We start from the raw sequence: 25,603 nt of genomic DNA on the forward strand, positions 1-25,603 counted from the left end.
TTATGCTACTTTATTCTTATTATCTAATTCCTCAGGCTTTCTTTTAGAAACATACCAATATGCTATACCTACAAAAAACATTCCACCTACTATATTGCCTAATGTTACCGCCGTTAGGTTATATACGAATCCACCAAGGGATACTGCTGCCTTATGTGGAATCATCAAAGCTATTGAAAGTAATGTCATATTAGCTACACTATGTTCAAAACCTGAAGTTATAAATGCAAACAAACACCAGAATACCATAATAAGCTTTGCAGCTTCATCCTTTAACTTAAAAAAGCACCATACTGCTAAACATACTAAAATATTACATAAAATTCCTCTTACAAAAAGCTCCATATATGGTGCTGTCATTTTTGCAGTAGCTGTTTTTAAAACAAATTCTGCCGTAGTGCCTCTCCAAAGTCCAGATGCTACAAATAGAGCTGCGACTACTACGGAACCTAAAACGTTTCCAATATAACTAAAAACCCATATGTTCCAAACTGAACTCCATTTAACCTTTTTCTCTAATGCACCTATTGGCATAATCATATTATTACCTGTAAATAATTCAGAACCTGCAGCCAATACTAGACTTAAGGCAATTCCAAAAGAAACTCCCATAGCAATTTTGGTAGCTGGTGAATTTACAGCCCCCAATAATCCCCCTATAGTAAATATAAGTATAATTCCGAAACCTACAAACATACCAGCTAATGCTGATGCAACTAAATACTTACTTTTACTTTCCGTTAATAAATTGGCCTTTTTTACTGCGGCTTCACTAAGTTTGTTTATTTCCTCACTAAACAATTTTACCACCCTTTCTAATTTTTTCAAAGCACCATTGTTATATATTTAACATAACATAATTTTTAAAAAAATAATGTGATATTCATCACGTTTGTTAAAAAAAATAGATGTCATCATAATAACGACACCTATTTATTGGCTTTTAACTTTATCCGATGACTACCCGCTCTAATACTCCCATACGCACTGTGTGAGTCGCTTTTCTTCAAAGCGTACGTTGCGAGCGGCTACGTCCCTGGATTCGTTCAACTAAAAATCAGGTGGGGGTTAAATGCCTAAATGGCATTTAACGGGCAAAGCCCCGGGTCGTAGACGAAACCCCATCTGATTCAAGTTTCTACTTTATTTATCTTTGTCTACTTCTACATACTTAACATTTTTTAAATACACTTCTTTATTATCTTCTTCATCTGATGCTTCAATTGTATCTATATTTGAGAAATTTGTTTTAAGGGAATCAATCATTGTTTTTAAAGTATTATTTGCAAAAGACTCTATTTCTTCAAATAGTTCGTTAACCTCCTTCGTCTTAGAAACATATATGTCAATTTCTCCATTATAAAAATTTTTAACGATTTTATCTACAGTAAATTGAGTACTATCATCTCTAGGTAATATAATTACATCTCCTGATTGTAATGTTAGGTACATAATATTGTCAGTCCTTATCCCAGTAGTTAGCTCCTCATAGTCACCTTCTTGATTATCTGATAATAAATAAAAATTTACTATAGCCTTCATGTTATCTTACATCCTCCTCTACATTCCTTTAAAGTTGAGTGTTTCATAGAAAAATATTAACTGTATTTATATCTCACTTGCATTATATTTATTAACTCTCTAATTTGTGAATGTAAGAACTTTCTTCATTAAAAAGGACCATTCCTAAAACCTAGAAATACTCCCCTTACTTTTAATTTGAATATCTTATTCTATAGTAGAATTTAAAAGTTAATTCCTCTAAAAAGCTAAATATTGAAGATGTTATAAAATATATTCCTATGGCTATAGGTGTTTTGATAGTTAATATTAAACTAAAAACTATCATAGGTATAAAGGTTGCTTTGCTCAAGTTACTTGAGTTATCTACTTTAAAAAACTTAAAGTAGTTTAATAGCATCGGACTGACAGAAGATAGTGCATAAATTATGGGTATAATAAAATAACTATCACTTAGTTTTATACTATAAACCCAAGGTACAACAATGGTACTAACTTCAGGCATTCTTAATACCAGTGTGTATAATGCTGCTATTACTGGCATTTGAATAAATATTCCTAAACAACCCTTAAAACTTTTAAAACTTTCCTTATATAATTTCTCTCTTTCAATTTTTAGCTTATCTGAATTATTCTTGTATTTTTCTTCAACCTTGGCAAGTTCCACGGAAAACTTTTGTTGTTTTATCATAGCTTTCCTTTGTTTAAGAGATAAGGGTAATAAACCTAATTTAACAATTATAGTAATTAGAATTATTGCTAATCCATAATCACCTGTAAAACTTAATACATAATTAAATAATAACTTTAAAACTTCTGATATAATACTCATTTTTAAATCCTCCTATTAATGTTTTTTTAAACATTAATAGCTCCTAAATGAATAAAATACCGCCAAATACCATATTTCTGAAAAACCAAGTAGTCCTTACAAGAAATCTTCAGTATGTACTTCAAACCATTAATTACTGAATAGCTTATCTTTAAGTTATATTTAGTAACATATTTTTTATAAGAATAAACTATAAAAGAAAACGCTGCTAATACATATATAAAAACTATAGATAAATACAAAATAGAATTAAAATCTATTTTCATAGCAAAGTCCTTTCTCAAAATTATAATTTCAACACAGTTTAAATTAACTCTTAACAAGATTAATTTAAACTCTTATTCTTATAGTATCACCAATTCCTTTACTTGTAAACAAATATAAAAAAATAGCACAACATATCCAATCCTAAAAGATTAAAGCATATGTTGTACTATTATAGTTTTAAAATTAATCTTTACCCGCTCACTACTTGCTCCACTACTCTCTTCCCCTAAAATATATAGATAGCTCCGAAGGATTTTTTACCAATATTTTTTTCCCTACAAATTTAATCATACCCTTTTTCTCAAAACTCTTCATACACCTTGAGATAGTTTCTCTTGTGCTACCTAACATATCTGCCAAGTAAGTAGATGACAAAAGCTATGTTAACATCTGATTTTAAGCCGTTCTAATATTATTTTTACTTATAAGTTATGCATATCTTATTCTTTTTACTAATATTATACTACTAATTCTATATTATATTCAATTAAAAATTCTTACATATATTATATATGACCAAAAAGGTACAAAATTAATTGTACCTTCAACGGGGATATTATTGAGGGTATTGTAAGGGATATCTATATAAAAAGTAAAATAGCTTTTTTATATAATATTTACTAATCAATAATAATTATTACTTTATACTTATTATTATATATCTTTTCTATTTTATTTCAAGTGTTATTTTTCGACATCTAAAATATAATTAACACCACTTTACAAGTAATTTAAGTTACCAAAAAATACAACGTACCAAATACCTCTTAATTATCAATACTAATATTGAGCAAACCAGCACTGATTAGGAGGTATCTAGTACTATGATTAGTATTGACGAAAAATCAACAATTAAAACAATAGAAAATTATTTAAGTAAATATCGCTCCATCTTCAATAAGCGGAGCTTTCATATATTTATTTTACTTGTTACTGCTATGCTTTCAACTCAAGAAGTTCGTTCTATAAAATTTTTATATGACAATTTTATCAAAAAGTATTGGAATAAAGTTCTTAATAGCTTTTATTATTTTTTATCCTATACAAACTTCTCGATAGAGAGCTTAATGTTTGCAACAGTAAAAATAGCAATCTCACTTATTCCCGAAGAGCTTAAGTCTACTATAACTATATTCTTAATTATAGATGACACACTTCAAGCTAAATTTGGAGATAAGTTTGATTGTTACGGTAAGCTTTTTGACCATACAAAGCATGATGGCACCTCTTTCTTAAATGGACATTGCTTTGTATCATTGGTTATAAGCATCCCTATACTCTTTTGTGGTAAAATCAAATACCTTACATTGCCAGTTGGATATAAACTCTATGATAAGAGTGAAACCAAACTTGAAATAGCTGGTAAGATGATACAAAACATTATGCTGTTACTATTAGATTACCAAGTTATAGTGTTATGCGATAGTTGGTACACTAAAAGACCTTTTCTAAATATGTTCAGAAATTATACCAATCTTTCTATCATAGGGGCAGTCCGTTCTGATACCAGCATATATGATTTATGTCCAGAACCTACTGGAAAAAGAGGACGCCCAAGAAAGAAAGGTTTAAAACTTAATATTAGAGATTTTGACTACACTAAAGAGGATGACTACTATATTGCAACTAAAAAGGTTTTAACAAATTTGTTTAATGAACCTGTTATAGTAACAGTAACAACTACAGATGTAGATAAATTCTCATCTGTAAGAGTTTATATTTGCTCCATAGAGCCATCAGATATACAAATTTTTAAAAACTATACTGTAGATGAATGTAAAGCTGATAAAGAAAGACCAACTCTTATTCCATTTTTTGCATATAAATTCAGATGGAATATAGAAGTGTTTTTCTATCAACATAAATTCTTTTGGTCTTTTGGTAACTACATGGTACGAAATAAAAAGGCAATAGAAAATTATACTAATTTACTGGCTATCGCCTATAGCTTTGTAGTAATATTGCCTTTTATTCATAAGTCTTTTTCTAAATATAAATTTCAAAGTCCTCAAGAAATTAAAAATGCTATCTCTTACCAAATATCAAAAGAATTAATATTAAGCACTTTCGTGCAAAAGATACAAAAGAGCAATATTAATCAAGAAGCTTTAGAGGCAATTAATTCCTTAATATATTTAGATGAGGTTAGTTAATTTTCTTGTAAAGTGGTGATATAATTAATATAACATTTAAAATATTCAGAATAATTGTATTGTATTTTAATAAAGCCCATGCTATAATAAGTACAAGAAGTAAATCCTAACATCTAAACTAAAACAAAACATATACAAGCTATTTCTATAAAGAATAATTTACAGACATCTATAATCAGAAAATATTGTAATACCCTTAAATTAAGTACAAAGGGTAAATTTAGATAGAGAGGGTGAATTGTATTCAAATAGAATCAAGTGATGAGTTAGGGTTTACTTAACCACCAATTAGTGTCATTTAGCTGATTGGTGGTTTTTAATTTTGTTACAATTCTATTGAACTATATCCACCCTCCTTAAAATTCAAAAAATAAAAGAAGCAAGCCATTATTTGACCTGCTTCATGATTAAATCTTATTTACAAACACTATTAAATTAGTTATTAATTATATACAAATAAAAAACGAGGATGAGTACGTTACCCCTACATCTATTCATCATTCCTATTCTTTATCACCTAATGTATTGATTTAATAAACTATAAACTTCTTATGGTTTCACCGAAATTACAGATATAAATGACATGTTAGGTATCTTATCAGTTATCGTAATTTGATTTCCTGTTGAAACATTCATTTTTGCGCCATTTTCTATATTTGTATCATACTCAAGATATTCTAACGATGTTACTAATAAAGACGTTACACTCGCTTGATCCCTATGGGATTCTAAAAATGAATCTCTTATTTCATCTTTATTTGGAGTTTCACACCTATCAACTATTTGCAAAACTCCATCCCTTCTTAAAAGTTCGTCAGCTTTTTCATATACTCTATTCTGTACAGCAAATCTATAATCACCCGGAGTTACTAAATTTTTTTCAGATATTGCTTCATTAAATCTTCTAAATCCATGTGTACCTATTAGCCAGCATACAATTGCATCGTAAGGTTTATTATCCTCTAACCACTTTACCAAGTTATTGTCTCCTATAATATCTCCTTGAACAAGTACAACAACCCCATCATCTATAATACGATCAATCTTAGAATAATTAATTATGTATTTTTTTCACTTTTTACAAGTAATGATTCTCTTTTTATGAATAAAACTTTATAACCTGAACTCTCTAATTTTTCTTTAGCTAATTTTAGGCATTCTATATTTTCATCTATAGATATTACAGTATGTCCAGCATTACATAACTCTAAAGTACTATTTCCATTCCCACAACCAATTTCTATAACTCTTTTATAATCTTTAATCAAATTTTCCATCCACTTATAATAGTTATTGTTATAAAAATTATTTGCATCTATGATCCATTCTTTAGCATATTTTTTACGTCTTTTTTCTAATTCCTTAACAGTATTATTCATATTATATATCTCCCCTATTTTTACATTTATCTAATTAATATTACACTAATAGAATAATTCTACTTAATTGTATATCAATTACACTTAACAATAAAGTATTTTTTCACTTAAAACTAACATCAATAAATACTCCAAAATGGGGTTCTAAAAAATATTTACTACCGATAAATTCTCATGGGATGAGTATTAAAAAATTTTTTATAGTAGTTTCAGTTAACTTAACTATATAAAAACCCTCACTTAAATCGGTCTTCGATTTTTTTCAGTTATAATAAATATAAGAACTAAATCTTTCACAAAGAGTAGTAGTCATCAAAATTTTTTACTAAATGTAGTACAAAGAGTGCTGAAGCATATACAAAATGTGTACAAAGTGTACTAATTCAGCTAGTATCTGATTTTTACTGGCTTAAATAATATGCAGTCCTATTAAACACCACTAATCAACAAAAAAATTTGTAGAAAGTTATTAATTTTATGTTACATTGAACTAGTTTATACAATCATTTTACACATTCTTAAATTTAATTATATAAAAATCATAAAAAAAGTGTAAATAGAGAATAAGCTTTTTCGGCTTTATAATGTATTAAAAGAAACTTGAAAGGAGTTGAATAATGTGAATGATACTATCGTTATTACTTCAATTGTATGTGTTAGTCTTGTTAGTATAGTTGGCATATTTTCAATACTAGCGTATCTAAAAGATACTGCTGCTTTAAAACTAAAAAATAACTTTAAACACTTAAGTAATGAAATTTCTATTACCACTGGTAACGAACAAAACTCAAGAACAAAAAAATTATAATATAACTGTAGATTGCCAAGCAAATATAAAGTCAATTTTTTACAGGCTCTATTAACCTAATATCCATTTTTCTAATAGATAAGAAATGTTTTCAAGATGTACCTGTAATTCTTTATCAAGTGAGTAATAATCCTTTTTGCAATACTTTTCTATTAATCCATAAAAAGGGACATCTTTTAGTATCTCTTTTTCACTTATATCTTTCTCTGAAATTTTATAGTGAGCTATACAGTTTCTTAAGTTACTTCCACCTATACTGGCTTTTATTTTTTCTAATTCTTCTACTTCAATTATATAATCTTCAACTCCAGTATTAACACTAACATTTTGCTTAGAATATTCAACCAATTTTTGTAATGATGAAACAGCATAATAGCAACAATTATATTTAACTCTAAAATAAAATTGATTATTTTGAGGCACTATTTTACCTAAAAAATATAATACAAAATTGATTGAACAAATAATGTTAAAAAGCAAAAGAGAAATATATTTATCATATTTATTATTAAAAATCTTTGTATCGTTACTGCTTAATAGGAAATCTTTATCTTTTACATTTATCTGTGAATTCATTACATAAACCCTTTTTTCTAATAAATACTCATTACATATAGTTCCTAATATTATCCCCATACTTCTACTAAGCATCATTACATCTCTATTTGTTTCTTCTGAACCAATTGATTTTATATCTAAAAACTCACTCATATACCAAGAATTCAAAATGGTATTCCCAATAAATTCATTTTGGATATTATAAGTACCAAAATCATAAAGTTTAATAACTCCTATTTGTTTCAAAATATAATTTCCTTTATTATAAGCTGTATTCATTAATTCTAACCATTCTTGATGCATTTTTTTTAAGATTTCTACATTTTTACCTATTCTTTTTTCCTCATAGAGCTTAATTTTCACTCTAACTTTTTCTATTATTTTAATACAATCTTTTTCCTGAATAAGTATATCTCTTAACTTCTTAATATCAAAATAATCCAAAATGCCCTTACATAGCATAGATTGATATGGCAAAAATGATAAATAAAATATACTTGAATACTCTTTGTTTTTCATATGTTCAAAGATACAATAATTAATTTCACAATCTTTTAAAAGCAAGTCCAAAGACATTTTATAATAAATATAATTAATAGTTTCTCCTCCCTTTTTACTATTTATTCTCATTCCAACTACTTTCTTTTTATCTTATTTAGTACAGTTTTTAAAATACCTTTTTTAACTACTGTAGTAGCTGCAATTTCTGCTATAACTGGTAGTACAGTATTCTTTATAACATTGTTACTATCTATATGCTGTTTAATCTGTTCAATTGATCTTTCCCTATTAGCTTCTTTTTCCTGTCTAGCTTTATTTTCATTAGTTTCCTTTTCAATATCTTCAAGAACTTTTAATGCTATAAATTTCATTAAATCTTTAGGACGTTCTTTATCAAAATCTTTCCCTACAGCACTCATAAAAAATATTAAACAAATAAACATGACAGCAAAGTTTAATGATGAATTATTTATACCAAACATCTTCAAAAACTCTGGTAATAATAACTGAATCATTACCCCTAATATTCCAATAAGAAAAGTAAGTCCATGCTTACGTAAAGCCCCTTGATATTTACCAATGTTTCTTTCCAAATTTATTTTTTCAATTTTAATCTTTATTTGATTGTCTTTGAATCTGAGTTTATAAGATTCTTTTATATGAGTATATAATTCCTCAACTTCTTTCGATTCCTTTTCTTGATATAATTTAAAGTAGTCATCAAATTCTCTAATACTCTTTTTCTCATCACTCTCTATTACTTTTTTAGACATAAAAACACCTCCTAGTCAAATTATTCGATTAAGAGGTTAAAGTTTCCTGCTAAAAGTGTATATTTAAACGAAAATGTCAAATTTTATTGAGTATTTCCTTTGCAAACCATTTTTGAATTTGAATATAATTTTCATATTTATTTTTATCTTCCTCAGTATGCTTCCATCCAATCAAGTCATATAAATTGCCATTAATTTCAGTTGTATCTTTATTGTAATCGAAAATTAATTTAACTACCACTTGATTATCAACAAAATAAGTCAACTCAACAATTTGATTTTCTTTATCTAATTTAGTATATTCTGTTGTTATTAAAACCATATTTTAATCCACCTTTCCATTTACTATTCATTTTTCTTTAATAATTCAACTCCTAAAACTTTTGGTATTCTTAAAATATATCCATCTTCAAATAATATTCTAAAATGAGTACCTAAAGCTTCATTATCTATAATATCAATAACTTTTTTATCTATTAGCTTTAAAATATCTGAACTTATTTCTGACATTCACTTCATCTCCCAAAAACTATTTAACACTGTAATAACCATCTATATACTTTATCTTTCCAATATCAATTAATGTTTTTAGCTCCTCTTCTAATGTTAGATCATTTTGAAACTTTCTTAAAATATCTTCTTTTGATACTTTAGAATTATCTTTTATAAAAATATAAACATCTCTTCTATACCAATCTTCTGTTCTACTTATCATACTTCGCATCTCCCTTCTTTTGTAAATATTCTACAAAATAAAGGAAAATCCTCTATCAAATACTAAAAATTTGATTATCCGTTAACTCTCTATATTTATTACCATAAATTAACTTTACATAAAACGAATAAATAATGTAAATATTCATAATATATCTACGTAATTAAATTTTTTAATGGAGGAATAATTATGATAGAACAAAATTTAGAAAATCTCAGGGAATTGTATACTAAACTACCTACAAATAGTGAAGGCATTATTAATGAAGAAACTATAAAAATATCTATAGTTAGAAACTTTTTTTTAATGCAGGGTGCTGAAGAAAGTTGGTTTGATTACGAACCGTTTCCAGACAAATCCAAAGAGATAAAAGATCGGGTTGATATTGCTGTAAAGTTCAACGGAATAGATTCTTTGGAAAAAACTTTATATATTGAAGTAAAAAAAGGTAGCAAAGATTTATCAAGCAACTTTTTAACTTCAAAGGCGTGTAAGCAATTAGTAAGATATATTCATTCTGCAAACCTTGAATGGGGAATACTAACTGATGGAAATTGCTATATGCTATTTAATGATAGTATTAAAGGCTCTCTTGAACAAAAAGAAGTTTTAAGGTTTTACCTATTTAATCCACTGAATAAAAGCGCAAAATACAGAAATGAGAGTAATCTCAAGTATTTTGATTTAAAATGTTTATTTAGATTTCAAACAACTAATTATTTCAAGTATTTATCTGAATTTAAAGCTTATTTTAAAAACGAAAATAAAACTGAAAATTCTTTAAAACAATATGAAAGTACTATATACAATTTTTTAGACTATACAGCTGATAAAGAAAAATCTTTCAGTTTAGGTTATATTGATCCTAATAAATTTAAGCAATATCTATTAGATGATATTAGTTCCAAAATCACTAATAAGTCTAAAAAAATACCCGATACAGAAACAACTATAAAAAATAAATTTGCACATATTAGTTCCTTCTGCGATATGTTGGAAAATAAACGTGATATTTCTGTAAATCCATTCAGAAAATTTAAAAGTAAAGGATTTAAAAAAGAATTTATATCTGAAGACATAAATATAGAGACTGATAATGAACCTAAAGAACTTTTAAAAGAATCTGAAATAGAATCAATATTGAATTCATATAATAATACTCGTGAATCAATTAGAAATAAATTAATATTTTTGTTATTTCTGTACTTAGGCTTAGATATTCAGGAAATTAAGCTGTTAAAGGTAAATGATATTGACTTAAATAAGCAAGCTATACATTTAGCTAATAGGACTATTCCCCTTCATCCTTCTATCTTTAATTTACTAAAACGTTACATTGAAGATAGAAATAGTAAAAAGATTAAATCTGAGTATTTGATTTGTCGTTATTACGGAAACCATTACTATCATTTTGAAGATTCTAATTTTAATAAAATAATTAGTGTAAAATTCAATACTTTAGATATACCAGATAAAAGAAAAAAATCTTAAATCCCTCATTTATTAAATATTCTTTAATTAAGGAACTTTTCAATCAAGGGTTTCATATTGAAGAAATAGCGAAATTTACCGGCTTATCTTTGACTTCATTAGGCAAATATATTACAGATGAAGATATTGATAAAAAGGTTAAGTTCAATAGAATAGTAAAGAATCATCCTTATAGAGATATATTTAATAAACTTAATGAATCTAAATAGTTGATATTATATAAATGCAGACTACATAATATGTGATTAGTCTGCATTTACTACTTATATCCCTGTAACTATTTTAATTCATCTTCTCCAATTAAGTATTCTTTCCAATCTCTAAAGCTCAAAAAAACACACCTATTCCCATTTTTAGTTCTTTGATATTTTACTTGTTTCTTTGTTGGTTTGTCTACAAAATCATATGTTCTTTCTCCTTTATTATTTACAGCATAATAGACCCCATCTCTTTCTCTTATAAATTTTAATACTGTAAAAAGGTTTAGTTCTTTACCAAAATATGGTGATTTAGGTGATACATTAAATTTTCTTCCATTAGAATAGTTTATCATTTCCAATCCAAATTTTATTTCATCATGATTATATGTATTAAAAAATTCTTTGAACCATTTTACTGCTTCATTATCAAACCAATAGAAAGGAATGCTTTCTTCTTTGCAATAACAATCATATGCTTTAGTATAAAAAATTTTCTCTATTATCTCTAATTCTTCTTTACTAAATTCATCTAAATCTTCTTTTCTAGCAAATTTAGTAGCTTTATATGCATTGGTATTATGCATACATAAAGTAAATAAATCTTCATTATCTAATTCTTTTATTTTTATTAAATTTCCATTATCATCATATTCTTCTAATTTTAGCTTTCTGTTCTTTGTCATATAATTAAATATTTCTGTATCTTCATATCCTAACATTATAACCCTTCTCCCGTGCTATTTTTTATTTTTAATCATGGATTATACTTTTCACTAAGTAGTCTTTTTTAATTATAAATAATATTCCCTAGCTTGTCCAATAATGTTATAATTTATAATATAATAATAGAAAATATATAATATGGAGGTTTTGTTAAAATATGTTTAAATATAATGATATTAAAAATGATTGTAAAATTCCTGAGGGGAGATATCAAAATCATATTCTCAATGCTTTTAATACGATAAATAAAATAATTGAAGATATTGACATTATGTTTGGGTTTGTAAAAAATTATGATCCTATTATATCAACAAATACTAGCACCAAAAATGATGATCCTATAAATGTTAAAATTATTCTTTTACTAAAAATAAAATAATTTTAACTTGTTTTGAAAAGATAGAAGATTATAAAATTAAAATTAAAACAAGTATCTATAATATATTAGATATTACTAATATACAAATTAATTACGATTCAATAAATCAAACAGAAAATATGCATATTAAAATATTGGTAAAAGGAGATGTATCAATTGATATAGAAAATAAATATATTGATACTGATACTATAAAATTTATAAAAAGTTTAAATACTTAAGATTAATCTTTTCGTATTATTTAAATTATTTTTAAATACAATGTAGAGTAGATTAGAGGAAAATAAAATTTCCTCTAATCCCTTGCCAAACCGTACATGGGATTTTCCCGCACACAGCTTTCCGATATTCTTCTTTCTAAGGCATTATAACCTTTAATATCAAAGTTTCATTAGACCAATTTCATTAAGTTTATTGATTATCTCTTTAATTCCTCCATGTGGAGGTCTGCGTTGCTTCTTATTATTTTCTATTAGGGAATAATTACTTTTTCCCAGTCCTAAAAAATCAGCAAAATCTTTAACATTCTTATACCCTAGTTTTAATCTAATTTCTAGTAATCTATTTTTTATAGGCATTTCTATCTCTCCATATTATATAAACTTATACATCTGCTATTTCTTAATATAACATTTTTCAACTACTTAGAACTTGTAGTAGGTATAGTGATTTTTATTTTATTCATTAGTTTATCAAATTCACTCTCTTTCTGATTAACATCTTGATTATAAGTTATTAATGACCCTGAAGGATAAGTTGCCTGATCATATAATTGTCCATATACTCCATAAAGTTCAACAAGTATCTTGTATGATTCTTCATAATCTTTAGGATATTTTTTTAATTTTGTCATATTTGATTCTATTTTATCTTTAGCGTCTTTTGTTTCTTTTAATTTTCCATTACTATCCCATCTACTATGCAAATCAGCTAATTTAGTATTAAAATCTTCGTGTGTATCATAAATTGCACTTCTCCAATCAGTAGATATTATATTACACATCATTTTAGCTGAAAGAGTTTCTACACTTATACTATCTACTGTTTGCGAAAACAATTTCACATATTCTTTATGTTGTTGAATTTCATTGTGCTTATAAATACCAAAGCCACCTAATCCAAGCACAAGACAAACAATCATAATAATTGATAAAGTCTTTTTCTTACTAAATTTCTTTTTAACCTTTTCATTTGTAATATCAATCTCTTCTTTCTCTATATTCTGTTCTTCATTCTCATCTACATTCTCTGGTACTATTAACTGTTGATTTTCTTCATTATTAATTTGTTCATCATTTATATTGCCTTCCGTATTAGACTGAACTAACGCTTCCTCTTGTTGAAGTTTAGAACCACAGGAGTTACAAAACAAACTTCCTTCTGGATTTTCTTTTCCACATTTTTCACAAATCATTACTATTCCCCCAATAAATTTAATAATTTAAAGCATATTCAGCTTGTTTTTCATTTATCGAAACAGTTGACCCATCCATATATGTTATATCAATACTCTTAACTTTAACACTTACTATAGTATTATTATACCATGCACATTCCCACACTTGATCCCCTCCATATGTTTGACCTGGATTAATCGGTCCCGTAACCTTACCTCTAAAACTCGGGTCATGCCTTATTGTACATTGTTGAGGATCTCCTACCGCATTATATGGCACTACATTGAAAAATGCATATTTTACAGCCTTATTGGATGTATTTGTCCAAAGTATTTTTAAATCAACTCCACCCGCTGAATTAGGTCTACTTGTCCATGCATTTATTAATCTTATAGTATTTTTTACATTGTCTATTTCTTTTTGTTTCGCTTGTTCTTCTTCTATACGTTTTTGTTCATCAAGTTTTTTCTGTAAATCTGATTCATATTGAGTTTTTAAAGCCTTGGCAATTTGGTTATTTGAATCAATGCTTAAAATTGAATTTATGTGAGTAATAGCATTTTGATAGTCTGCTTTACTCGCAAAATCCTTAGCTTGTCCTAATTCACTATCTATATATAGCTTACTACTTTGGGTAAGCTTATCCTTAGCTATAGAAAATCTTTTTTGATCTTCTGAACTAACCTTTTTAAAAGCATTATAAGCTCCTAAGTAATCTTTTTTATCCAACAATTCAGTTCCTTTGTTATATTCATTATAAGAATCTTGCAGGTTATCACATAATTTTATTTTTGATTGAAGATTACTATCCTCTTTATAATTTAAGGCTGTTTGATAACATTTTTTAGCTTCGCTAAATTTATCTGATTTATAATTTTTTTCTGCTTCAGCAACATTAAGATTAAAATTCTTATTATTATTATATTGCACCACTTTACAAGTAATTTAAGTTACCAAAAAATACAACGTACCAAATACCTCTTAATTATCAATACTAATATTGAGCAAACCAGCACTGATTAGGAGGTATCTAGTACTATGATTAGTATTGACGAAAAATCAACAATTAAAACAATAGAAAATTATTTAAGTAAATATCGCTCCATCTTCAATAAGCGGAGCTTTCATATATTTATTTTACTTGTTACTGCTATGCTTTCAACTCAAGAAGTTCGTTCTATAAAATTTTTATATGACAATTTTATCAAAAAGTATTGGAATAAAGTTCTTAATAGCTTTTATTATTTTTTATCCTATACAAACTTCTCGATAGAGAGCTTAATGTTTGCAACAGTAAAAATAGCAATCTCACTTATTCCCGAAGAGCTTAAGTCTACTATAACTATATTCTTAATTATAGATGACACACTTCAAGCTAAATTTGGAGATAAGTTTGATTGTTACGGTAAGCTTTTTGACCATACAAAGCATGATGGCACCTCTTTCTTAAATGGACATTGCTTTGTATCATTGGTTATAAGCATCCCTATACTCTTTTGTGGTAAAATCAAATACCTTACATTGCCAGTTGGATATAAACTCTATGATAAGAGTGAAACCAAACTTGAAATAGCTGGTAAGATGATACAAAACATTATGCTGTTACTATTAGATTACCAAGTTATAGTGTTATGCGATAGTTGGTACACTAAAAGACCTTTTCTAAATATGTTCAGAAATTATACCAATCTTTCTATCATAGGGGCAGTCCGTTCTGATACCAGCATATATGATTTATGTCCAGAACCTACTGGAAAAAGAGGACGCCCAAGAAAGAAAGGTTTAAAACTTAATATTAGAGATTTTGACTACACTAAAGAGGATGACTACTATATTGCAACTAAAAAGGTTTTAACAAATTTGTTTAATGAACCTGTTATAGTAACAGTAACAACTACAGATGTAGATAAATTCTCATCTGTAAGAGTTTATATTTGCTCCATAGAGCCATCAGATATACAAATTTTTAAAAACTATACTGTAGATGAATGTAAAGCTGATAAAGAAAGACCAACTCTTATTCCATTTTTTGCATATAAATTCAGATGGAATATAGAAGTGTTTTTCTATCAACATAAATTCTTTTGGTCTTTTGGTAACTACATGGTACGAAATAAAAAGGCAATAGAAAATTATACTAATTTACTGGCTATCGCCTATAGCTTTGTAGTAATATTGCCTTTTATTCATAAGTCTTTTTCTAAATATAAATTTCAAAGTCCTCAAGAAATTAAAAATGCTATCTCTTACCAAATATCAAAAGAATTAATATTAAGCACTTTCGTGCAAAAGATACAAAAGAGCAATATTAATCAAGAAGCTTTAGAGGCAATTAATTCCTTAATATATTTAGATGAGGTTAGTTAATTTTCTTGTAAAGTGGTGTTATATTGCTTAAAAGAAAATATACCTATAACAATTAAGCTAATAGCTATTATAGCTCCCCATATGTATTTTTTATTAAATGCTTGCTTAATTTTTGTAAAAATCTGATTTTGAGAATTTACTATTTCAGAGGTAACTGTAATTATACTTGTTTGAGTTTCAGTATCTCCTTTAAGTTTATTTCCACAATTGGCACAGAATAAATTCTCTTCATTATTTTCTTTTCTACAACTTGGACATATCATAATAACACCACCCTACAAATATTTTAACTTATTTTACATTTTATGTATAGATAGATATTAAATTTGTGTTAACACTCACCATACTCCTTTTATCAAAACATATTAAAAATAAATATAAAAAGAATAGATATAATAAGTCTATATATTTGTGTATTTTTCCGGTACATTTTGAATTACACAGTTATTAACTTTAGGATGTAAACTACCACTAATACTAACCTTAACTACAGTTCACATTCGAAAATCAATAAGGACAATTTAAAATGTTTTAAAAGTCTAAGCTCAAACTTTCACAATAAAAAAACACCTATAGCTTTAAAATAAATCTTAATTAAGAATAATTACTTGAATTTATTGAATTGTATTAAGATATGAAATAAATTTTGGCATAACAAATAGACCTTTTGATGCATGCTTTTAAAAAAGGCTGAATTTAATAATCCCAAAACTTTATTTTTTTAAAATTTAGGTATATACTAATAGTAATGATAATAAATTTTTCGTTCATTGAACTTATCAAAGCTGCAACTTTGGTAGGTTCTTATCCTTTTTTGCTAAGTCCATCCTAATAAAGCATATTCAATGTTCTTTAAATCTTCTTTGGAATACTCTCTCTGTTTAAAGGAGTTAAACATAGATACTTTTTGCTTATTATATTCTTTCTTTTGCCTTTGTTGCTTTTCTTGATTTTTGACTTGTGCTTCTTTCTGCTGTGCTTTATATATCTGTTTTAATAAATTTACTAGTTCTTTTTTCTTCTCCATTATATAGTAATTAGCTTTATTCAATCCTTGACGTACTTTAGTAAAAATACAATTAGGAGTTTCTGACATACGATTAATGCAATGGGATATATACTCTCTAGTAAACCCTAGAGTATCTGCAATTTCTTGTTGCGAAGCATAAACTATCATATAATTGTCTTTAGCTTCTTTAGTATTAACCCTACATTCAAAGAAATCTAGAATCATGCTACAAGTACCACGTATTCCTTTTGGTAATGTTTTCAAAAAAGCTATTTTAAGATTTAAAGTATCTCCATTAGAGAATATCTTTAGTGATTTTATCGGCATAAATTCATTCCTAAGTTTTTCTTTTAATTGTTCGCTTAATAACACTACCTTCTACCTCCCTTCATGGAGATATGTTTTTTAGTTGTAGTCTGCAATAACTCTAATGGGTTGTAGTCGTTGAAGTCATTTGTTTAATCCGAATTAAATATATTTACATAATTCTTAACCATCTCCATTGTGGAATGTTGTAAAATCTTTTGTAGTTTAAATATATTACCGCCTGACATGACCCATTTTTTAGCGAACGTATGCCTGAATTTATGCACACCTGTACGCATAACCCCACGCTTACGATTGTAATCATTGATACTAGCCACTAAATTTATCCTGCCACACTTATCTCCAAAAGCAGTTACAAATAAGTAGTCACTTTTTTCTGCTGACTGCCTATATTGTAGATATTCGATAAGAATTTCCCTTAAACTTTTAGATATAGGCACTATATGTTTTTTTCTATTTTTGGTATGTCTGTATGTAACCAAATCATTTTCAAAGTCTAAATCTTCTATTTTAATATTAATTATTGAAGATATTCTAGCTCCTGTAGCTAGTAGAAAATTTATAATACACCAATTTCTATACTGCACAAAAGTACACCTCTCTAAATTAGGCTTCTCCAATAAGATTTTTAGTTCTTCATCTGTATAAGTTTCAATTGAATCTTTATCAACTTTTATGTTATCTATTTTAAATTTCTCTAAATACCCCAATTTCATAAAATAGTATAAAATTGTTCTCATCTTCTTGATGTTACTTTGAATACTGGAATCTTTCTCATTCATTTTTTGTTTTAGGAACATAATGAAATTATCAAATAAATCTTTAGTTATATCTTTGATTAAGCCTTCTTTATTGTAGAATTTATACCAAATATGATATACAACATCTTCATATGTTTTAATGGATGCTGGTCTCAAATTTCTTATTTCACAATACCTTAAAAATTCATTAAAGCCTTGTTCAAATGATTTTTGTTTAGATGCATTATTAATTGTTATTTTTTTCTCATTTATATCACCTTTCTAATGAAAAAAGCATTGCATATCCCAAGTAATTTTTTATACTTAGATATGCAATGCTTTTTTAAGTTTTTATTATCGAACGGTCATATAAATCATGTATATAAGCTAACTTCCAAACTCCACTACTCTCTACCCCTAAAGTATAAAGATAGTTCCGAAGGATTTTTTACCAATATTTTTTTCCCTATAAATTTAATCATACCCTTTTTCTCAAAACTTTTCATACACCTTGAGATAGTTTCTCTTGTACTACCTAACATATCTGCCAAGTAAGTAATACTTATGTTCATATCTATCAATGTTCCTTCTTTTGTTTCTACCCCATAATCCTTGCATAGCTTCCATAGTTTTGCAGAAAGCTTTTTGTCTATTTTTATTGGAACAGTGTTTTTAAGCTGTCTATAAAGCCTTCTGATTTTTCGAGCCATTGAATTTATTATAATTCTTGTCAGTTCAAAGTCCCCTGCCATAATTTCTAATAAGTCTTTCTTATAAAAACATAAGATGTAACTCTCCTCAAAAGCCTCGCAATTTATGGATGCAGGTAAATCGTCAAATATCACTTCATTAATAAAATCTCCATTGCTTAAAATGTAAACTACTCTTTTTTGACCTTCTTCTGAATTTCTATACATAGTTACTTTTCCATGCAAAACCAAATATATTTTGTTAACTTGCTGCTTTTCATAAAACAGTAGTTCTCCTTTGTTAAGTTTTACCTTAAAGACTTTAGCTTTTAATAACTGAGAAGTTTGATCATTTACTTCGTTAAACAATGGTATTAGATTAAAATCTTGTTCTGTGACTTTAATCATCTCTTCAGCCCCTTTTACATCCTTAAGTTTATTCAACCGGCTCAATCATAAACTTATCATCTTTAACATCAATAAGATACGTTTTACCTGAAGTCTCTTGCTCAAATAGCACTTGATCCACAAAATAAGGCTTAATTTGCTGTTGAACTATCCTTATAATTTCTCTAGCGCCGTATTCTAGCGATAAACCTTTTTCTGCCAACCAACTATAGCATTCTTCTGTAATACTTATTTTTATATTTTTAGTTAAAAGCTTTTCTTCAAATTCTTTAATAGCTTTTTTAGCTACCAGCAATGCCATATTTTTATCCATCTTATTAAATACTATAATATCATCTAGTCTATTTCTAAATTCCGGCGAAAAAACTCTTTCTACCTCTTTGCTTATGGCTTCTTCATTCATAATTCTCTCACCAAAGCCCATCAGATTTTTTCCTACAGATCTTGCACCGGCATTTGAAGTCATTATAAGTATTACATTTCTAAAATCTGTTTTCTTTCCTGTTGTGTCTGTAAGAGTAGCATAATCCATTAATTGTAGTAGTACATTTAAAATATCTGGATGTACTTTTTCAATTTCATCAAGAAGTAATACACAATAAGGACTCTTTTTTACTGCATCTGTTAAAAGTCCTCCCTCTTCATAACCCACATATCCAGGAGGTGCTCCAATAAGCCTTGCTACACTATGCTTTTCTTGATATTCACTCATATCAAATCTAACAAGAGGAATATTTAAAGTTTTTGCTAGTTGTTTACAAATTTCTGTTTTTCCTACTCCTGTAGGTCCCACAAATAGTAAATTTGCCACTGTCTTATTCTCATCATTAAAACCAGCACGGGATTTTTTAATTGCACGAGCAACGGTTTCTACTGCCTCATCTTGACCAAATATTCCTTGCTTCAAGTTTTTATTTAAATTTTTTAGTATATCCATTTCGTTAGTAGAAACACTTTGTTCCGGTATCTTAGCCATAGATGAAATTATCTTTTCTATATGCTTTAATTCTATTGTTACGGTGCTTTCATCCTCGGCCTGAAGCCTAACATATGCTCCTACCTCATCCATTACATCAATGGCTTTATCTGGGAGATATCTATCATTTATATATTTTGAAGATAACTCTACTGCAGCTCTTAAAGCTTCATCCTTGTATTTAACATTATGAAATTTCTCATAATGTTCCTTAAGCCCCATTAATATATTACAGGCATCTTCAATAGTTGGCTCAGATACTTCGATTTTCTGAAATCTTCTTGATAATGCTTTATCTTTTTCAAAAATTTTTTTATATTCATCGTAAGTTGTAGAGCCTATAAACCTGATTTTTCCCTTAGTTAAAAATGGCTTTAATATATTTGATGCGTCCATCGAACCACCAGAAACAGATCCTGCTCCAACTATAGTATGTATTTCATCTATATAAACGATAGACTTATCTTCCTTTTCAATTTTGTTAAGTACTTTCTTTATTCTCTCTTCAAAATCTCCTCTATATTTTGTTCCAGCAATCAGTGCCCCCATATCAAGAGAATAAATTTTACTATTTTGAAGTAATTTAGGAACTTTATTTTCTACAATTAATTGAGCTAAACCTTCTGTTATAGCAGTCTTACCTACCCCTGGTTCTCCAACATGAATAGGGTTATTTTTATGTCTTCTTGATAACACCTGTATAGTTCTTTCTAGTATATCTTCCCTTCCAATTAACGGATCAACATCTTCACTTTTTGCTTTTTCTGTTAACTCAACAGTAAAATCTTTTAGTAGATTACTAAGCTTTGTTTCACCTAGTGGTTCTCCAAAATCATCTACATCCTCATATATATCATCCTCTATATAGAATTCATCTTTAAAATCTTCTAATCCAATTTCCGCAATACCATGGGTAATATAATTTAAAATATCTATTCTATCTATACCCTGTTTTTTTAGAAAGTAACTAGCATAACCCTGTTCTTCATCATAAATAGATACAAAAATATCACCAAGTTTTATAACATTCTTTTCAGCAGCTAAAACATGTTCTCCTGCTGATGTGATTATGTTTTGTATACCAATTGTTTCTAAAGGTTCTCCTTTATCTGTGATATTTATATTTTCGTTAAAATATTTAATTAAATCTTTTTTTAATCCTTCTACGTCTCCACCACTGTTTTCTATAATAGCTCTTCCCTCATTAAAAAATAAGGAAGCATATAGAATATGTTCTGGAGTAAAATACTCATGTTTAGAATATTTGGCTTCATTATAAGCCGCAGTAAAGATTTCATTTACTATTCTATCTAATCTCATCTTTATTCCTCTTCCATACTAAATTTCAGTGGAAATCCACTACCTTCAGCCATCTTCATAGCCTGCATTATCTTCGTTGCAGCTATGTCATAGCAATATATTCCTGCAACTCCAATACCCTTTTTATGTACATCATACATAATTTTTGTAGCTTCTACTACTTGCCTTTTAAAAATTTTTATAAGTACTTCTACCACAAATTCCATAGTTGTATAATCATCATTATGAATAAGCACCTTATACATCGACGGCTTTTTTACTTTGAGCTTTGTTTCTTCTTTTATAAAAGTTTTTTGAGACATCTTAACAACTCCATCTGATTTAAGTTTAATTTTAAGATTAATTAATTCTATTTATAACGCCAATTGCAACACCAATAATACTTGCTTCGTCACCAACTATTGGAATAGGACTATATTTTTCGTTCTCTGGCATAAGAACTACAGAATCCTTATTCATAACTAGTCTTTTTAAAGTAGCACTTCCATCTAAATCAACTGCTACAATATCGTTATTCTGAGCTATATGCTGCTTTCGGATTACCACATAATCGCTATCATAAATATCTGCTCCTATCATACTATCCCCTTTTACCTTTAGTATAAAACAATCCTTGATTCCCTTTAACCAGTATTTAGGCAACTGGAAATTTCCTTCTACATCAGGATTGATTAATATTGGTTCTCCTGCAGCAATATCACTATATACTGACAACTGCCTCAACTCTTCATTAGTATACTCATCTTCATTATCTTCATTCTTTACTATGATTTCCGATGAATTATTTAAATCTCTAATCAATTCATATTTTTTATTATGTCTTATATCACGATACTCAAAGTTTTCTATTGATGAAAGGTTTTTTGAATTATTTCTCATACCATTGATCCCTTCACTAGTACAATTTACAGTCAGATCTTTCATATTAATTATAGAGTCTTTGTTATCTATAATATCTATATGCTTCTTTTTCAAAGAATAACTTTTTATTTTATTGCCTAGATGCAAGCTATTAGATTTACGTCCTTTTATTATCCATCCATTAGAATCTAAATTACTATCTTTGTTAACAAAAAGCATTAAACTAGAATATGATTTCTTGCTACTCAATTCATTTATAAAATCAAGTTGTAATTTAGTTAGATTGTGACTATCATCTACAATTATATGAGTGTATCCGGAATTTTTACTCTTTTTTAATTGCTTTAATGCTAACTTTGTAATATCTTTGGAGTCTATTAAATTTTGCTCCTTAAGCTTCTCAGTATATAGCATAAAAATCTTAAAGGTTGCTTCTCTAGCTTTAGAATTTTTCAAAAGCCTTTGAGGTCCTTCAGCACTTTTTATTTTTCTACCTACTCTGTCTGCATTTTGATATGTCTCAAGTTTAGTATAATTACAGTCTTTAATCCAATTTATTTCATCTATAAAAAACCTAAGATATTTAATATCCAGCAGTTTAACATTTTTATAAAGCTTTTTAGTTTGAACTATACATTCATTTACTATAGCACTTTGCTCAGTTTCCTTTGCAATAGGTTTATAGCTAACTCCATTGCTTCTTTCATGGTCTAAAAAATAATTATATATAATACTATCTATAGTTGATAAGTGGATTCTGTCCACCGTATTTGAAAATAGAGTTATATACTCCAGTCCATTTTCCTTTTCTACCCTATCATGAATTTTTTCTATATAATCTAAATGTTCATCATTTTGTGCAATAATCAATATTTTATCTGTTTCATATAAACAGTAATTGTTCTTTAAATAAATACTTCTATTTACTGCTATTGTAGTTTTACCTGTCTCTGTTACACCTCTTACCAAACTAGCTCCTAAAAACTTACTCTGAATTATCTTTTTCTGTGCTGCGTCTAACTGCATACTTCCACCTCCAACTACCAATAACAATTTTAATGGGATAACTAAAAATCAGGTGGAGCAAATCCCATCTGAATTTTAGTTTAATTTCATTTAATATATTATACCTCAATTTATATCACTATGGTTATAATTTTTTCTTTTTTAAAAGCATTATTCTGTCGACGAATAATTCTATTTAGTTGAAAAAAAGCCTTTTTGATAATATACTTAATATAGACTTTTAGGAACTTTGTTAGAAAGGATAAGTGAATTAAATGAATCTAATATCTTTAGAAAATATATATAAAAGTTATGGTGAGAAAGTTCTTTTAAATAATATTTCCCTTTCCATAAGTGAAGGTGAAAAAATAGGACTCATAGGCATAAATGGTACCGGCAAATCTACTCTTCTAAGAATTGTAGCCGGAGTTGAAAGCTATGATAATGGCAGCATAATAACTGCTAATAAATTAACTATAAACTTTTTATCCCAAACAACATCCTTTGACGATAATGCAACAGTTTTAGAACAAGTATTTAAAGGTGATTCACCAGTGATGAAACTTTTAAGAGAATATGAAGTTACAATCAGTTCCTTAGAGAAAAACCCTGAAGATACACTTGTACAAAAAAGACTTTTGGATTTAACACCTAGAATGGATGGACTAAATGCCTGGCAAATAGAAAGCGATGCTAAAACTATTCTAACCAAGCTAGGTATATTTGATTTTAACGCTAAAATAGGAACTCTTTCTGGTGGACAGAAAAAAAGAATAGCACTAGCAGGTGCCTTAATAACTCCTGCTGACTTGTTAATCCTAGATGAGCCAACTAACCACATTGACAATGATACTGTTGTGTGGCTTGAACAGTATCTAAACAGCAGAAAAGGTGCCTTACTTATGATTACTCATGATAGATATTTTCTAGATAGAGTAACAAATAGAATATTTGAGCTAGACCGAGGAAATCTTTACAGTTATGGTGGTAACTACAGCATCTTTTTAGAAAAAAAATCAGAAAGAGAAGAACTAGAAGCTGCTTCAGAAAATAAACGTCAAAACCTTTATCGCAGAGAATTAGCATGGATAAAAAGAGGTGCCAAAGCTAGAACTACTAAGCAAAAAGCAAGAATTCAAAGATTTGAAGAAATTAAAGACAGCAAAATAGAGCAAGTTGAAGATAAGGTTCAAATGTCTTCAGCAAGTACAAGACTTGGAAAAAAAGTAATAGAACTTGATCATATCACTAAAAACTATGGGGATAAAAAAATATTAAAGGATTTTAGCTATATATTCTCGAAAAATGATAGAGTTGGGATAATTGGACCTAACGGAGTTGGTAAATCAACCCTTATTAGTATATGTACTGGTAAAGTTACTCCAGACAGTGGGAATGTTGATATTGGTGAAACAGTAAAAATAGGACACTTTTCTCAAGAAAATAAAGATATGGATGAAAGTTTGCGGGTTATAGAATATATAAAAGAGGCTGGTGAATTTTTAAAGGCAGATGATGGTGAAGTTATTAGTGCTTCTAAAATGTTGGAAAGATTTTTATTTACACCAGAAGCACAGTGGACACCTATTTCAAAGTTATCTGGTGGCGAAAAAAGAAGACTATATCTTCTCAGAATACTAATGGAAGCACCTAATGTACTTATACTTGACGAACCAACCAATGATCTAGATATTCAAACTCTAACAATATTAGAAGATTACCTAGAAGACTTTTCAGGAACTGTAATAGCAGTATCCCATGATAGATATTTCCTTGATAAGGTAGCTGAAAAACTTCTTATACTAGATGGCAGCGGCTCTGTATCCTATCATACAGGAAACTATTCTGAGTATATAGAAAAATACGACAGTATTATAAAAGACGGAAAAAGTACTGATAAAAAGGAAAGCACTAAAAAAGAAGAAAAGTCCCTTGATAAAGAGGATAGAAAGAAAAATAGACCTTTAAAGTTTTCCTATAAAGAACAAAAGGAATTTGATGAAATAGACGATGTTATAGCAGCGGTTGAAAATCAAATTTCTGAACTAGATGGTAAAGTAAATTCAGCTGGCAGTGATTTTGAGCTACTGCAAAAGCTTTTAGCTGAAAAGGAGGAATTAACAAATAAGCTAGATAACTTGTATGAGAGATGGACTTATTTAAATGAATTGGCTGAAAAAATCGAAGCACAAAAAAGCTAAGCA

At 27.9% G+C, this 25,603-nt stretch carries 28 protein-coding genes; 6 read left to right on the top strand and 22 right to left on the bottom strand.

The genetic code is table 11. The features are described 5' to 3' along the window. From CLMAG_RS27940 to CLMAG_RS34010, 4 genes are all read right to left on the bottom strand, one after another. Complete coding sequence (locus tag CLMAG_RS27940) at positions 1-801, bottom strand: formate/nitrite transporter family protein (RefSeq protein ID WP_066630521.1); 801 nt, start codon at positions 799-801, stop codon at positions 1-3. A gap of 342 nt (positions 802-1,143) precedes the next feature. Further along, positions 1,144-1,542 (bottom strand): hypothetical protein, encoded by a 399-nt coding sequence (locus CLMAG_RS27945; protein WP_066630523.1) that lies wholly within the window; start codon positions 1,540-1,542, stop codon positions 1,144-1,146. Between the two features lie 172 nt (positions 1,543-1,714). Beyond that, positions 1,715-2,353 carry a YidC/Oxa1 family membrane protein insertase gene (locus CLMAG_RS27950; RefSeq protein ID WP_066630524.1) on the bottom strand — a complete coding sequence of 213 codons (639 nt, stop codon included), beginning with the start codon at positions 2,351-2,353 and terminating at the stop codon, positions 1,715-1,717. A gap of 480 nt (positions 2,354-2,833) precedes the next feature. After that, positions 2,834-2,995 (bottom strand): helix-turn-helix domain-containing protein, encoded by a 162-nt coding sequence (locus CLMAG_RS34010; protein WP_082832130.1) that lies wholly within the window; start codon positions 2,993-2,995, stop codon positions 2,834-2,836. A 449-nt stretch (positions 2,996-3,444) separates the two neighbouring features. Between CLMAG_RS34010 and CLMAG_RS27960 the strand changes: the two genes are divergently transcribed. Next, positions 3,445-4,773, top strand: coding sequence for an IS701 family transposase (locus CLMAG_RS27960; RefSeq protein WP_082831782.1), 1,329 nt, complete (start codon positions 3,445-3,447; stop codon positions 4,771-4,773). A gap of 549 nt (positions 4,774-5,322) precedes the next feature. On the opposite strand, the gene CLMAG_RS27965 is transcribed toward CLMAG_RS27960, so the two are convergent. Both CLMAG_RS27965 and CLMAG_RS27970 read right to left on the bottom strand, forming a co-directional pair. Further along, positions 5,323-5,751: a hypothetical protein gene (locus CLMAG_RS27965; protein WP_066630532.1), complete on the bottom strand. Its 429-nt coding sequence runs from the start codon at positions 5,749-5,751 to the stop codon at positions 5,323-5,325. Between the two features lie 80 nt (positions 5,752-5,831). Continuing rightward, entirely contained in the window at positions 5,832-6,152 is a 321-nt protein-coding gene (locus tag CLMAG_RS27970; RefSeq protein ID WP_066630534.1) for a class I SAM-dependent methyltransferase, read from the bottom strand. Positions 6,153-6,771: 619 nt separating this feature from the next. Here CLMAG_RS27970 and CLMAG_RS27975 point away from each other — a divergent pair. Beyond that, a complete protein-coding gene (locus CLMAG_RS27975; protein WP_066630536.1) occupies positions 6,772-6,960 on the top strand; it encodes a hypothetical protein in 189 nt (62 codons plus the stop codon). A 51-nt stretch (positions 6,961-7,011) separates the two neighbouring features. Here the strand turns inward: CLMAG_RS27975 and CLMAG_RS27980 are convergent, their stop codons facing one another. The 5 genes from CLMAG_RS27980 to CLMAG_RS27995 all read right to left on the bottom strand — a co-directional run bounded on the left by CLMAG_RS27980 (position 7,012) and on the right by CLMAG_RS27995 (position 9,507). After that, the gene (locus CLMAG_RS27980) at positions 7,012-8,094 is read right to left on the bottom strand and encodes a hypothetical protein (protein ID WP_139264328.1); all 1,083 of its coding nucleotides are present in this window, start codon (positions 8,092-8,094) and stop codon (positions 7,012-7,014) included. Positions 8,095-8,153: 59 nt separating this feature from the next. Beyond that, positions 8,154-8,792 (bottom strand): hypothetical protein, encoded by a 639-nt coding sequence (locus CLMAG_RS27985; protein WP_066630540.1) that lies wholly within the window; start codon positions 8,790-8,792, stop codon positions 8,154-8,156. A 76-nt stretch (positions 8,793-8,868) separates the two neighbouring features. Next, complete coding sequence (locus tag CLMAG_RS27990; RefSeq protein WP_066630542.1) at positions 8,869-9,114, bottom strand: hypothetical protein; 246 nt, start codon at positions 9,112-9,114, stop codon at positions 8,869-8,871. 23 nt (positions 9,115-9,137) lie between these two features. Continuing rightward, a complete protein-coding gene (locus CLMAG_RS32750; RefSeq protein ID WP_161487049.1) occupies positions 9,138-9,302 on the bottom strand; it encodes a hypothetical protein in 165 nt (54 codons plus the stop codon). 19 nt (positions 9,303-9,321) lie between these two features. Then, positions 9,322-9,507 carry a hypothetical protein gene (locus CLMAG_RS27995; RefSeq protein ID WP_066630544.1) on the bottom strand — a complete coding sequence of 62 codons (186 nt, stop codon included), beginning with the start codon at positions 9,505-9,507 and terminating at the stop codon, positions 9,322-9,324. A gap of 189 nt (positions 9,508-9,696) precedes the next feature. Here CLMAG_RS27995 and CLMAG_RS28000 point away from each other — a divergent pair, with 189 nt between their 5' ends. Continuing rightward, the gene (locus CLMAG_RS28000; RefSeq protein ID WP_066630546.1) at positions 9,697-10,998 is read left to right on the top strand and encodes a tyrosine-type recombinase/integrase; all 1,302 of its coding nucleotides are present in this window, start codon (positions 9,697-9,699) and stop codon (positions 10,996-10,998) included. Positions 10,999-11,275: 277 nt separating this feature from the next. Here the strand turns inward: CLMAG_RS28000 and CLMAG_RS28005 are convergent, their stop codons facing one another. Further along, the gene (locus CLMAG_RS28005; RefSeq protein WP_066630548.1) at positions 11,276-11,917 is read right to left on the bottom strand and encodes a hypothetical protein; all 642 of its coding nucleotides are present in this window, start codon (positions 11,915-11,917) and stop codon (positions 11,276-11,278) included. Positions 11,918-12,078: 161 nt separating this feature from the next. On the opposite strand from CLMAG_RS28005, the gene CLMAG_RS28010 reads away from it, so the two are divergent. Further along, complete coding sequence (locus tag CLMAG_RS28010) at positions 12,079-12,300, top strand: hypothetical protein (RefSeq protein WP_066630549.1); 222 nt, start codon at positions 12,079-12,081, stop codon at positions 12,298-12,300. Positions 12,301-12,680: 380 nt separating this feature from the next. Here the strand turns inward: CLMAG_RS28010 and CLMAG_RS33320 are convergent, their stop codons facing one another. The 3 genes from CLMAG_RS33320 to CLMAG_RS28025 form a co-directional block, all read right to left on the bottom strand. Then, positions 12,681-12,878 (bottom strand): hypothetical protein, encoded by a 198-nt coding sequence (locus tag CLMAG_RS33320; protein WP_066630550.1) that lies wholly within the window; start codon positions 12,876-12,878, stop codon positions 12,681-12,683. A 62-nt stretch (positions 12,879-12,940) separates the two neighbouring features. Beyond that, positions 12,941-13,714: a zinc ribbon domain-containing protein gene (locus CLMAG_RS28020; RefSeq protein ID WP_066630552.1), complete on the bottom strand. Its 774-nt coding sequence runs from the start codon at positions 13,712-13,714 to the stop codon at positions 12,941-12,943. Between the two features lie 19 nt (positions 13,715-13,733). After that, positions 13,734-14,630 carry a hypothetical protein gene (locus CLMAG_RS28025; protein ID WP_066630554.1) on the bottom strand — a complete coding sequence of 299 codons (897 nt, stop codon included), beginning with the start codon at positions 14,628-14,630 and terminating at the stop codon, positions 13,734-13,736. A 105-nt stretch (positions 14,631-14,735) separates the two neighbouring features. On the opposite strand from CLMAG_RS28025, the gene CLMAG_RS28030 reads away from it, so the two are divergent. Further along, positions 14,736-16,064: an IS701 family transposase gene (locus CLMAG_RS28030; RefSeq protein ID WP_082831782.1), complete on the top strand. Its 1,329-nt coding sequence runs from the start codon at positions 14,736-14,738 to the stop codon at positions 16,062-16,064. Here the strand turns inward: CLMAG_RS28030 and CLMAG_RS28035 are convergent. From CLMAG_RS28035 to CLMAG_RS28065, 7 genes are all read right to left on the bottom strand, one after another. Next, positions 16,061-16,327, bottom strand: coding sequence for a zinc-ribbon domain-containing protein (locus CLMAG_RS28035; RefSeq protein ID WP_066630556.1), 267 nt, complete (start codon positions 16,325-16,327; stop codon positions 16,061-16,063). The two genes, CLMAG_RS28030 and CLMAG_RS28035, sit on opposite strands and share 4 nt — an antisense overlap. 554 nt (positions 16,328-16,881) lie before the next feature. Further along, the gene (locus CLMAG_RS28040; protein ID WP_066630558.1) at positions 16,882-17,445 is read right to left on the bottom strand and encodes a hypothetical protein; all 564 of its coding nucleotides are present in this window, start codon (positions 17,443-17,445) and stop codon (positions 16,882-16,884) included. Between the two features lie 86 nt (positions 17,446-17,531). Then, positions 17,532-18,182: a tyrosine-type recombinase/integrase gene (locus tag CLMAG_RS28045; protein ID WP_207647061.1), complete on the bottom strand. Its 651-nt coding sequence runs from the start codon at positions 18,180-18,182 to the stop codon at positions 17,532-17,534. Positions 18,183-18,544: 362 nt separating this feature from the next. Next, a complete protein-coding gene (locus CLMAG_RS28050; RefSeq protein ID WP_066630559.1) occupies positions 18,545-19,237 on the bottom strand; it encodes a Crp/Fnr family transcriptional regulator in 693 nt (230 codons plus the stop codon). 28 nt (positions 19,238-19,265) lie between these two features. Beyond that, a complete protein-coding gene (clpA, locus tag CLMAG_RS28055) occupies positions 19,266-21,533 on the bottom strand; it encodes an ATP-dependent Clp protease ATP-binding subunit ClpA (RefSeq protein ID WP_066630560.1) in 2,268 nt (755 codons plus the stop codon). Positions 21,534-21,535: 2 nt separating this feature from the next. Further along, complete coding sequence (locus CLMAG_RS28060) at positions 21,536-21,835, bottom strand: ATP-dependent Clp protease adaptor ClpS (RefSeq protein WP_066630561.1); 300 nt, start codon at positions 21,833-21,835, stop codon at positions 21,536-21,538. Positions 21,836-21,872: 37 nt separating this feature from the next. Then, entirely contained in the window at positions 21,873-23,420 is a 1,548-nt protein-coding gene (locus CLMAG_RS28065) for a LexA family protein (protein ID WP_066630562.1), read from the bottom strand. A 254-nt stretch (positions 23,421-23,674) separates the two neighbouring features. Between CLMAG_RS28065 and CLMAG_RS28070 the strand changes: the two genes are divergently transcribed. Next, complete coding sequence (locus CLMAG_RS28070; RefSeq protein ID WP_066630563.1) at positions 23,675-25,600, top strand: ABC-F family ATP-binding cassette domain-containing protein; 1,926 nt, start codon at positions 23,675-23,677, stop codon at positions 25,598-25,600. Positions 25,601-25,603: the final 3 nt, after the last annotated feature.

Origin of the sequence: Clostridium magnum DSM 2767 (assembly GCF_001623875.1) — a bacterium.
In the GTDB taxonomy this organism is placed as follows: Bacteria; Bacillota; Clostridia; order Clostridiales; family Clostridiaceae; genus Clostridium_AM; species Clostridium_AM magnum.

Bases quoted from the DNA above. Each gene is read 5' to 3' on its own strand.
- CLMAG_RS27945 (WP_066630523.1), bottom strand. From the start codon at position 1,542: ATGAAGGCTATAGTAAATTTTTATTTATTATCAGATAATCAAGAAGGT.
- CLMAG_RS27950 (WP_066630524.1), bottom strand. From the start codon at position 2,353: ATGAGTATTATATCAGAAGTTTTAAAGTTATTATTTAATTATGTATTA.
- CLMAG_RS27960 (WP_082831782.1), top strand. From the start codon at position 3,445: ATGATTAGTATTGACGAAAAATCAACAATTAAAACAATAGAAAATTAT.
- CLMAG_RS27970 (WP_066630534.1), bottom strand. From the start codon at position 6,152: ATGAATAATACTGTTAAGGAATTAGAAAAAAGACGTAAAAAATATGCT.
- CLMAG_RS27980 (WP_139264328.1), bottom strand. From the start codon at position 8,094: ATGTCTTTGGACTTGCTTTTAAAAGATTGTGAAATTAATTATTGTATC.
- CLMAG_RS27985 (WP_066630540.1), bottom strand. From the start codon at position 8,792: ATGTCTAAAAAAGTAATAGAGAGTGATGAGAAAAAGAGTATTAGAGAA.
- CLMAG_RS27990 (WP_066630542.1), bottom strand. From the start codon at position 9,114: ATGGTTTTAATAACAACAGAATATACTAAATTAGATAAAGAAAATCAA.
- CLMAG_RS32750 (WP_161487049.1), bottom strand. From the start codon at position 9,302: ATGTCAGAAATAAGTTCAGATATTTTAAAGCTAATAGATAAAAAAGTT.
- CLMAG_RS27995 (WP_066630544.1), bottom strand. From the start codon at position 9,507: ATGATAAGTAGAACAGAAGATTGGTATAGAAGAGATGTTTATATTTTT.
- CLMAG_RS28000 (WP_066630546.1), top strand. From the start codon at position 9,697: ATGATAGAACAAAATTTAGAAAATCTCAGGGAATTGTATACTAAACTA.
- CLMAG_RS28005 (WP_066630548.1), bottom strand. From the start codon at position 11,917: ATGTTAGGATATGAAGATACAGAAATATTTAATTATATGACAAAGAAC.
- CLMAG_RS28010 (WP_066630549.1), top strand. From the start codon at position 12,079: ATGTTTAAATATAATGATATTAAAAATGATTGTAAAATTCCTGAGGGG.
- CLMAG_RS33320 (WP_066630550.1), bottom strand. From the start codon at position 12,878: ATGCCTATAAAAAATAGATTACTAGAAATTAGATTAAAACTAGGGTAT.
- CLMAG_RS28020 (WP_066630552.1), bottom strand. From the start codon at position 13,714: ATGATTTGTGAAAAATGTGGAAAAGAAAATCCAGAAGGAAGTTTGTTT.
- CLMAG_RS28030 (WP_082831782.1), top strand. From the start codon at position 14,736: ATGATTAGTATTGACGAAAAATCAACAATTAAAACAATAGAAAATTAT.
- CLMAG_RS28035 (WP_066630556.1), bottom strand. From the start codon at position 16,327: ATGATATGTCCAAGTTGTAGAAAAGAAAATAATGAAGAGAATTTATTC.
- CLMAG_RS28045 (WP_207647061.1), bottom strand. From the start codon at position 18,182: ATGAATGAGAAAGATTCCAGTATTCAAAGTAACATCAAGAAGATGAGA.
- CLMAG_RS28050 (WP_066630559.1), bottom strand. From the start codon at position 19,237: ATGATTAAAGTCACAGAACAAGATTTTAATCTAATACCATTGTTTAAC.
- clpA (WP_066630560.1), bottom strand. From the start codon at position 21,533: ATGAGATTAGATAGAATAGTAAATGAAATCTTTACTGCGGCTTATAAT.
- CLMAG_RS28060 (WP_066630561.1), bottom strand. From the start codon at position 21,835: ATGTCTCAAAAAACTTTTATAAAAGAAGAAACAAAGCTCAAAGTAAAA.
- CLMAG_RS28065 (WP_066630562.1), bottom strand. From the start codon at position 23,420: ATGCAGTTAGACGCAGCACAGAAAAAGATAATTCAGAGTAAGTTTTTA.
- CLMAG_RS28070 (WP_066630563.1), top strand. From the start codon at position 23,675: ATGAATCTAATATCTTTAGAAAATATATATAAAAGTTATGGTGAGAAA.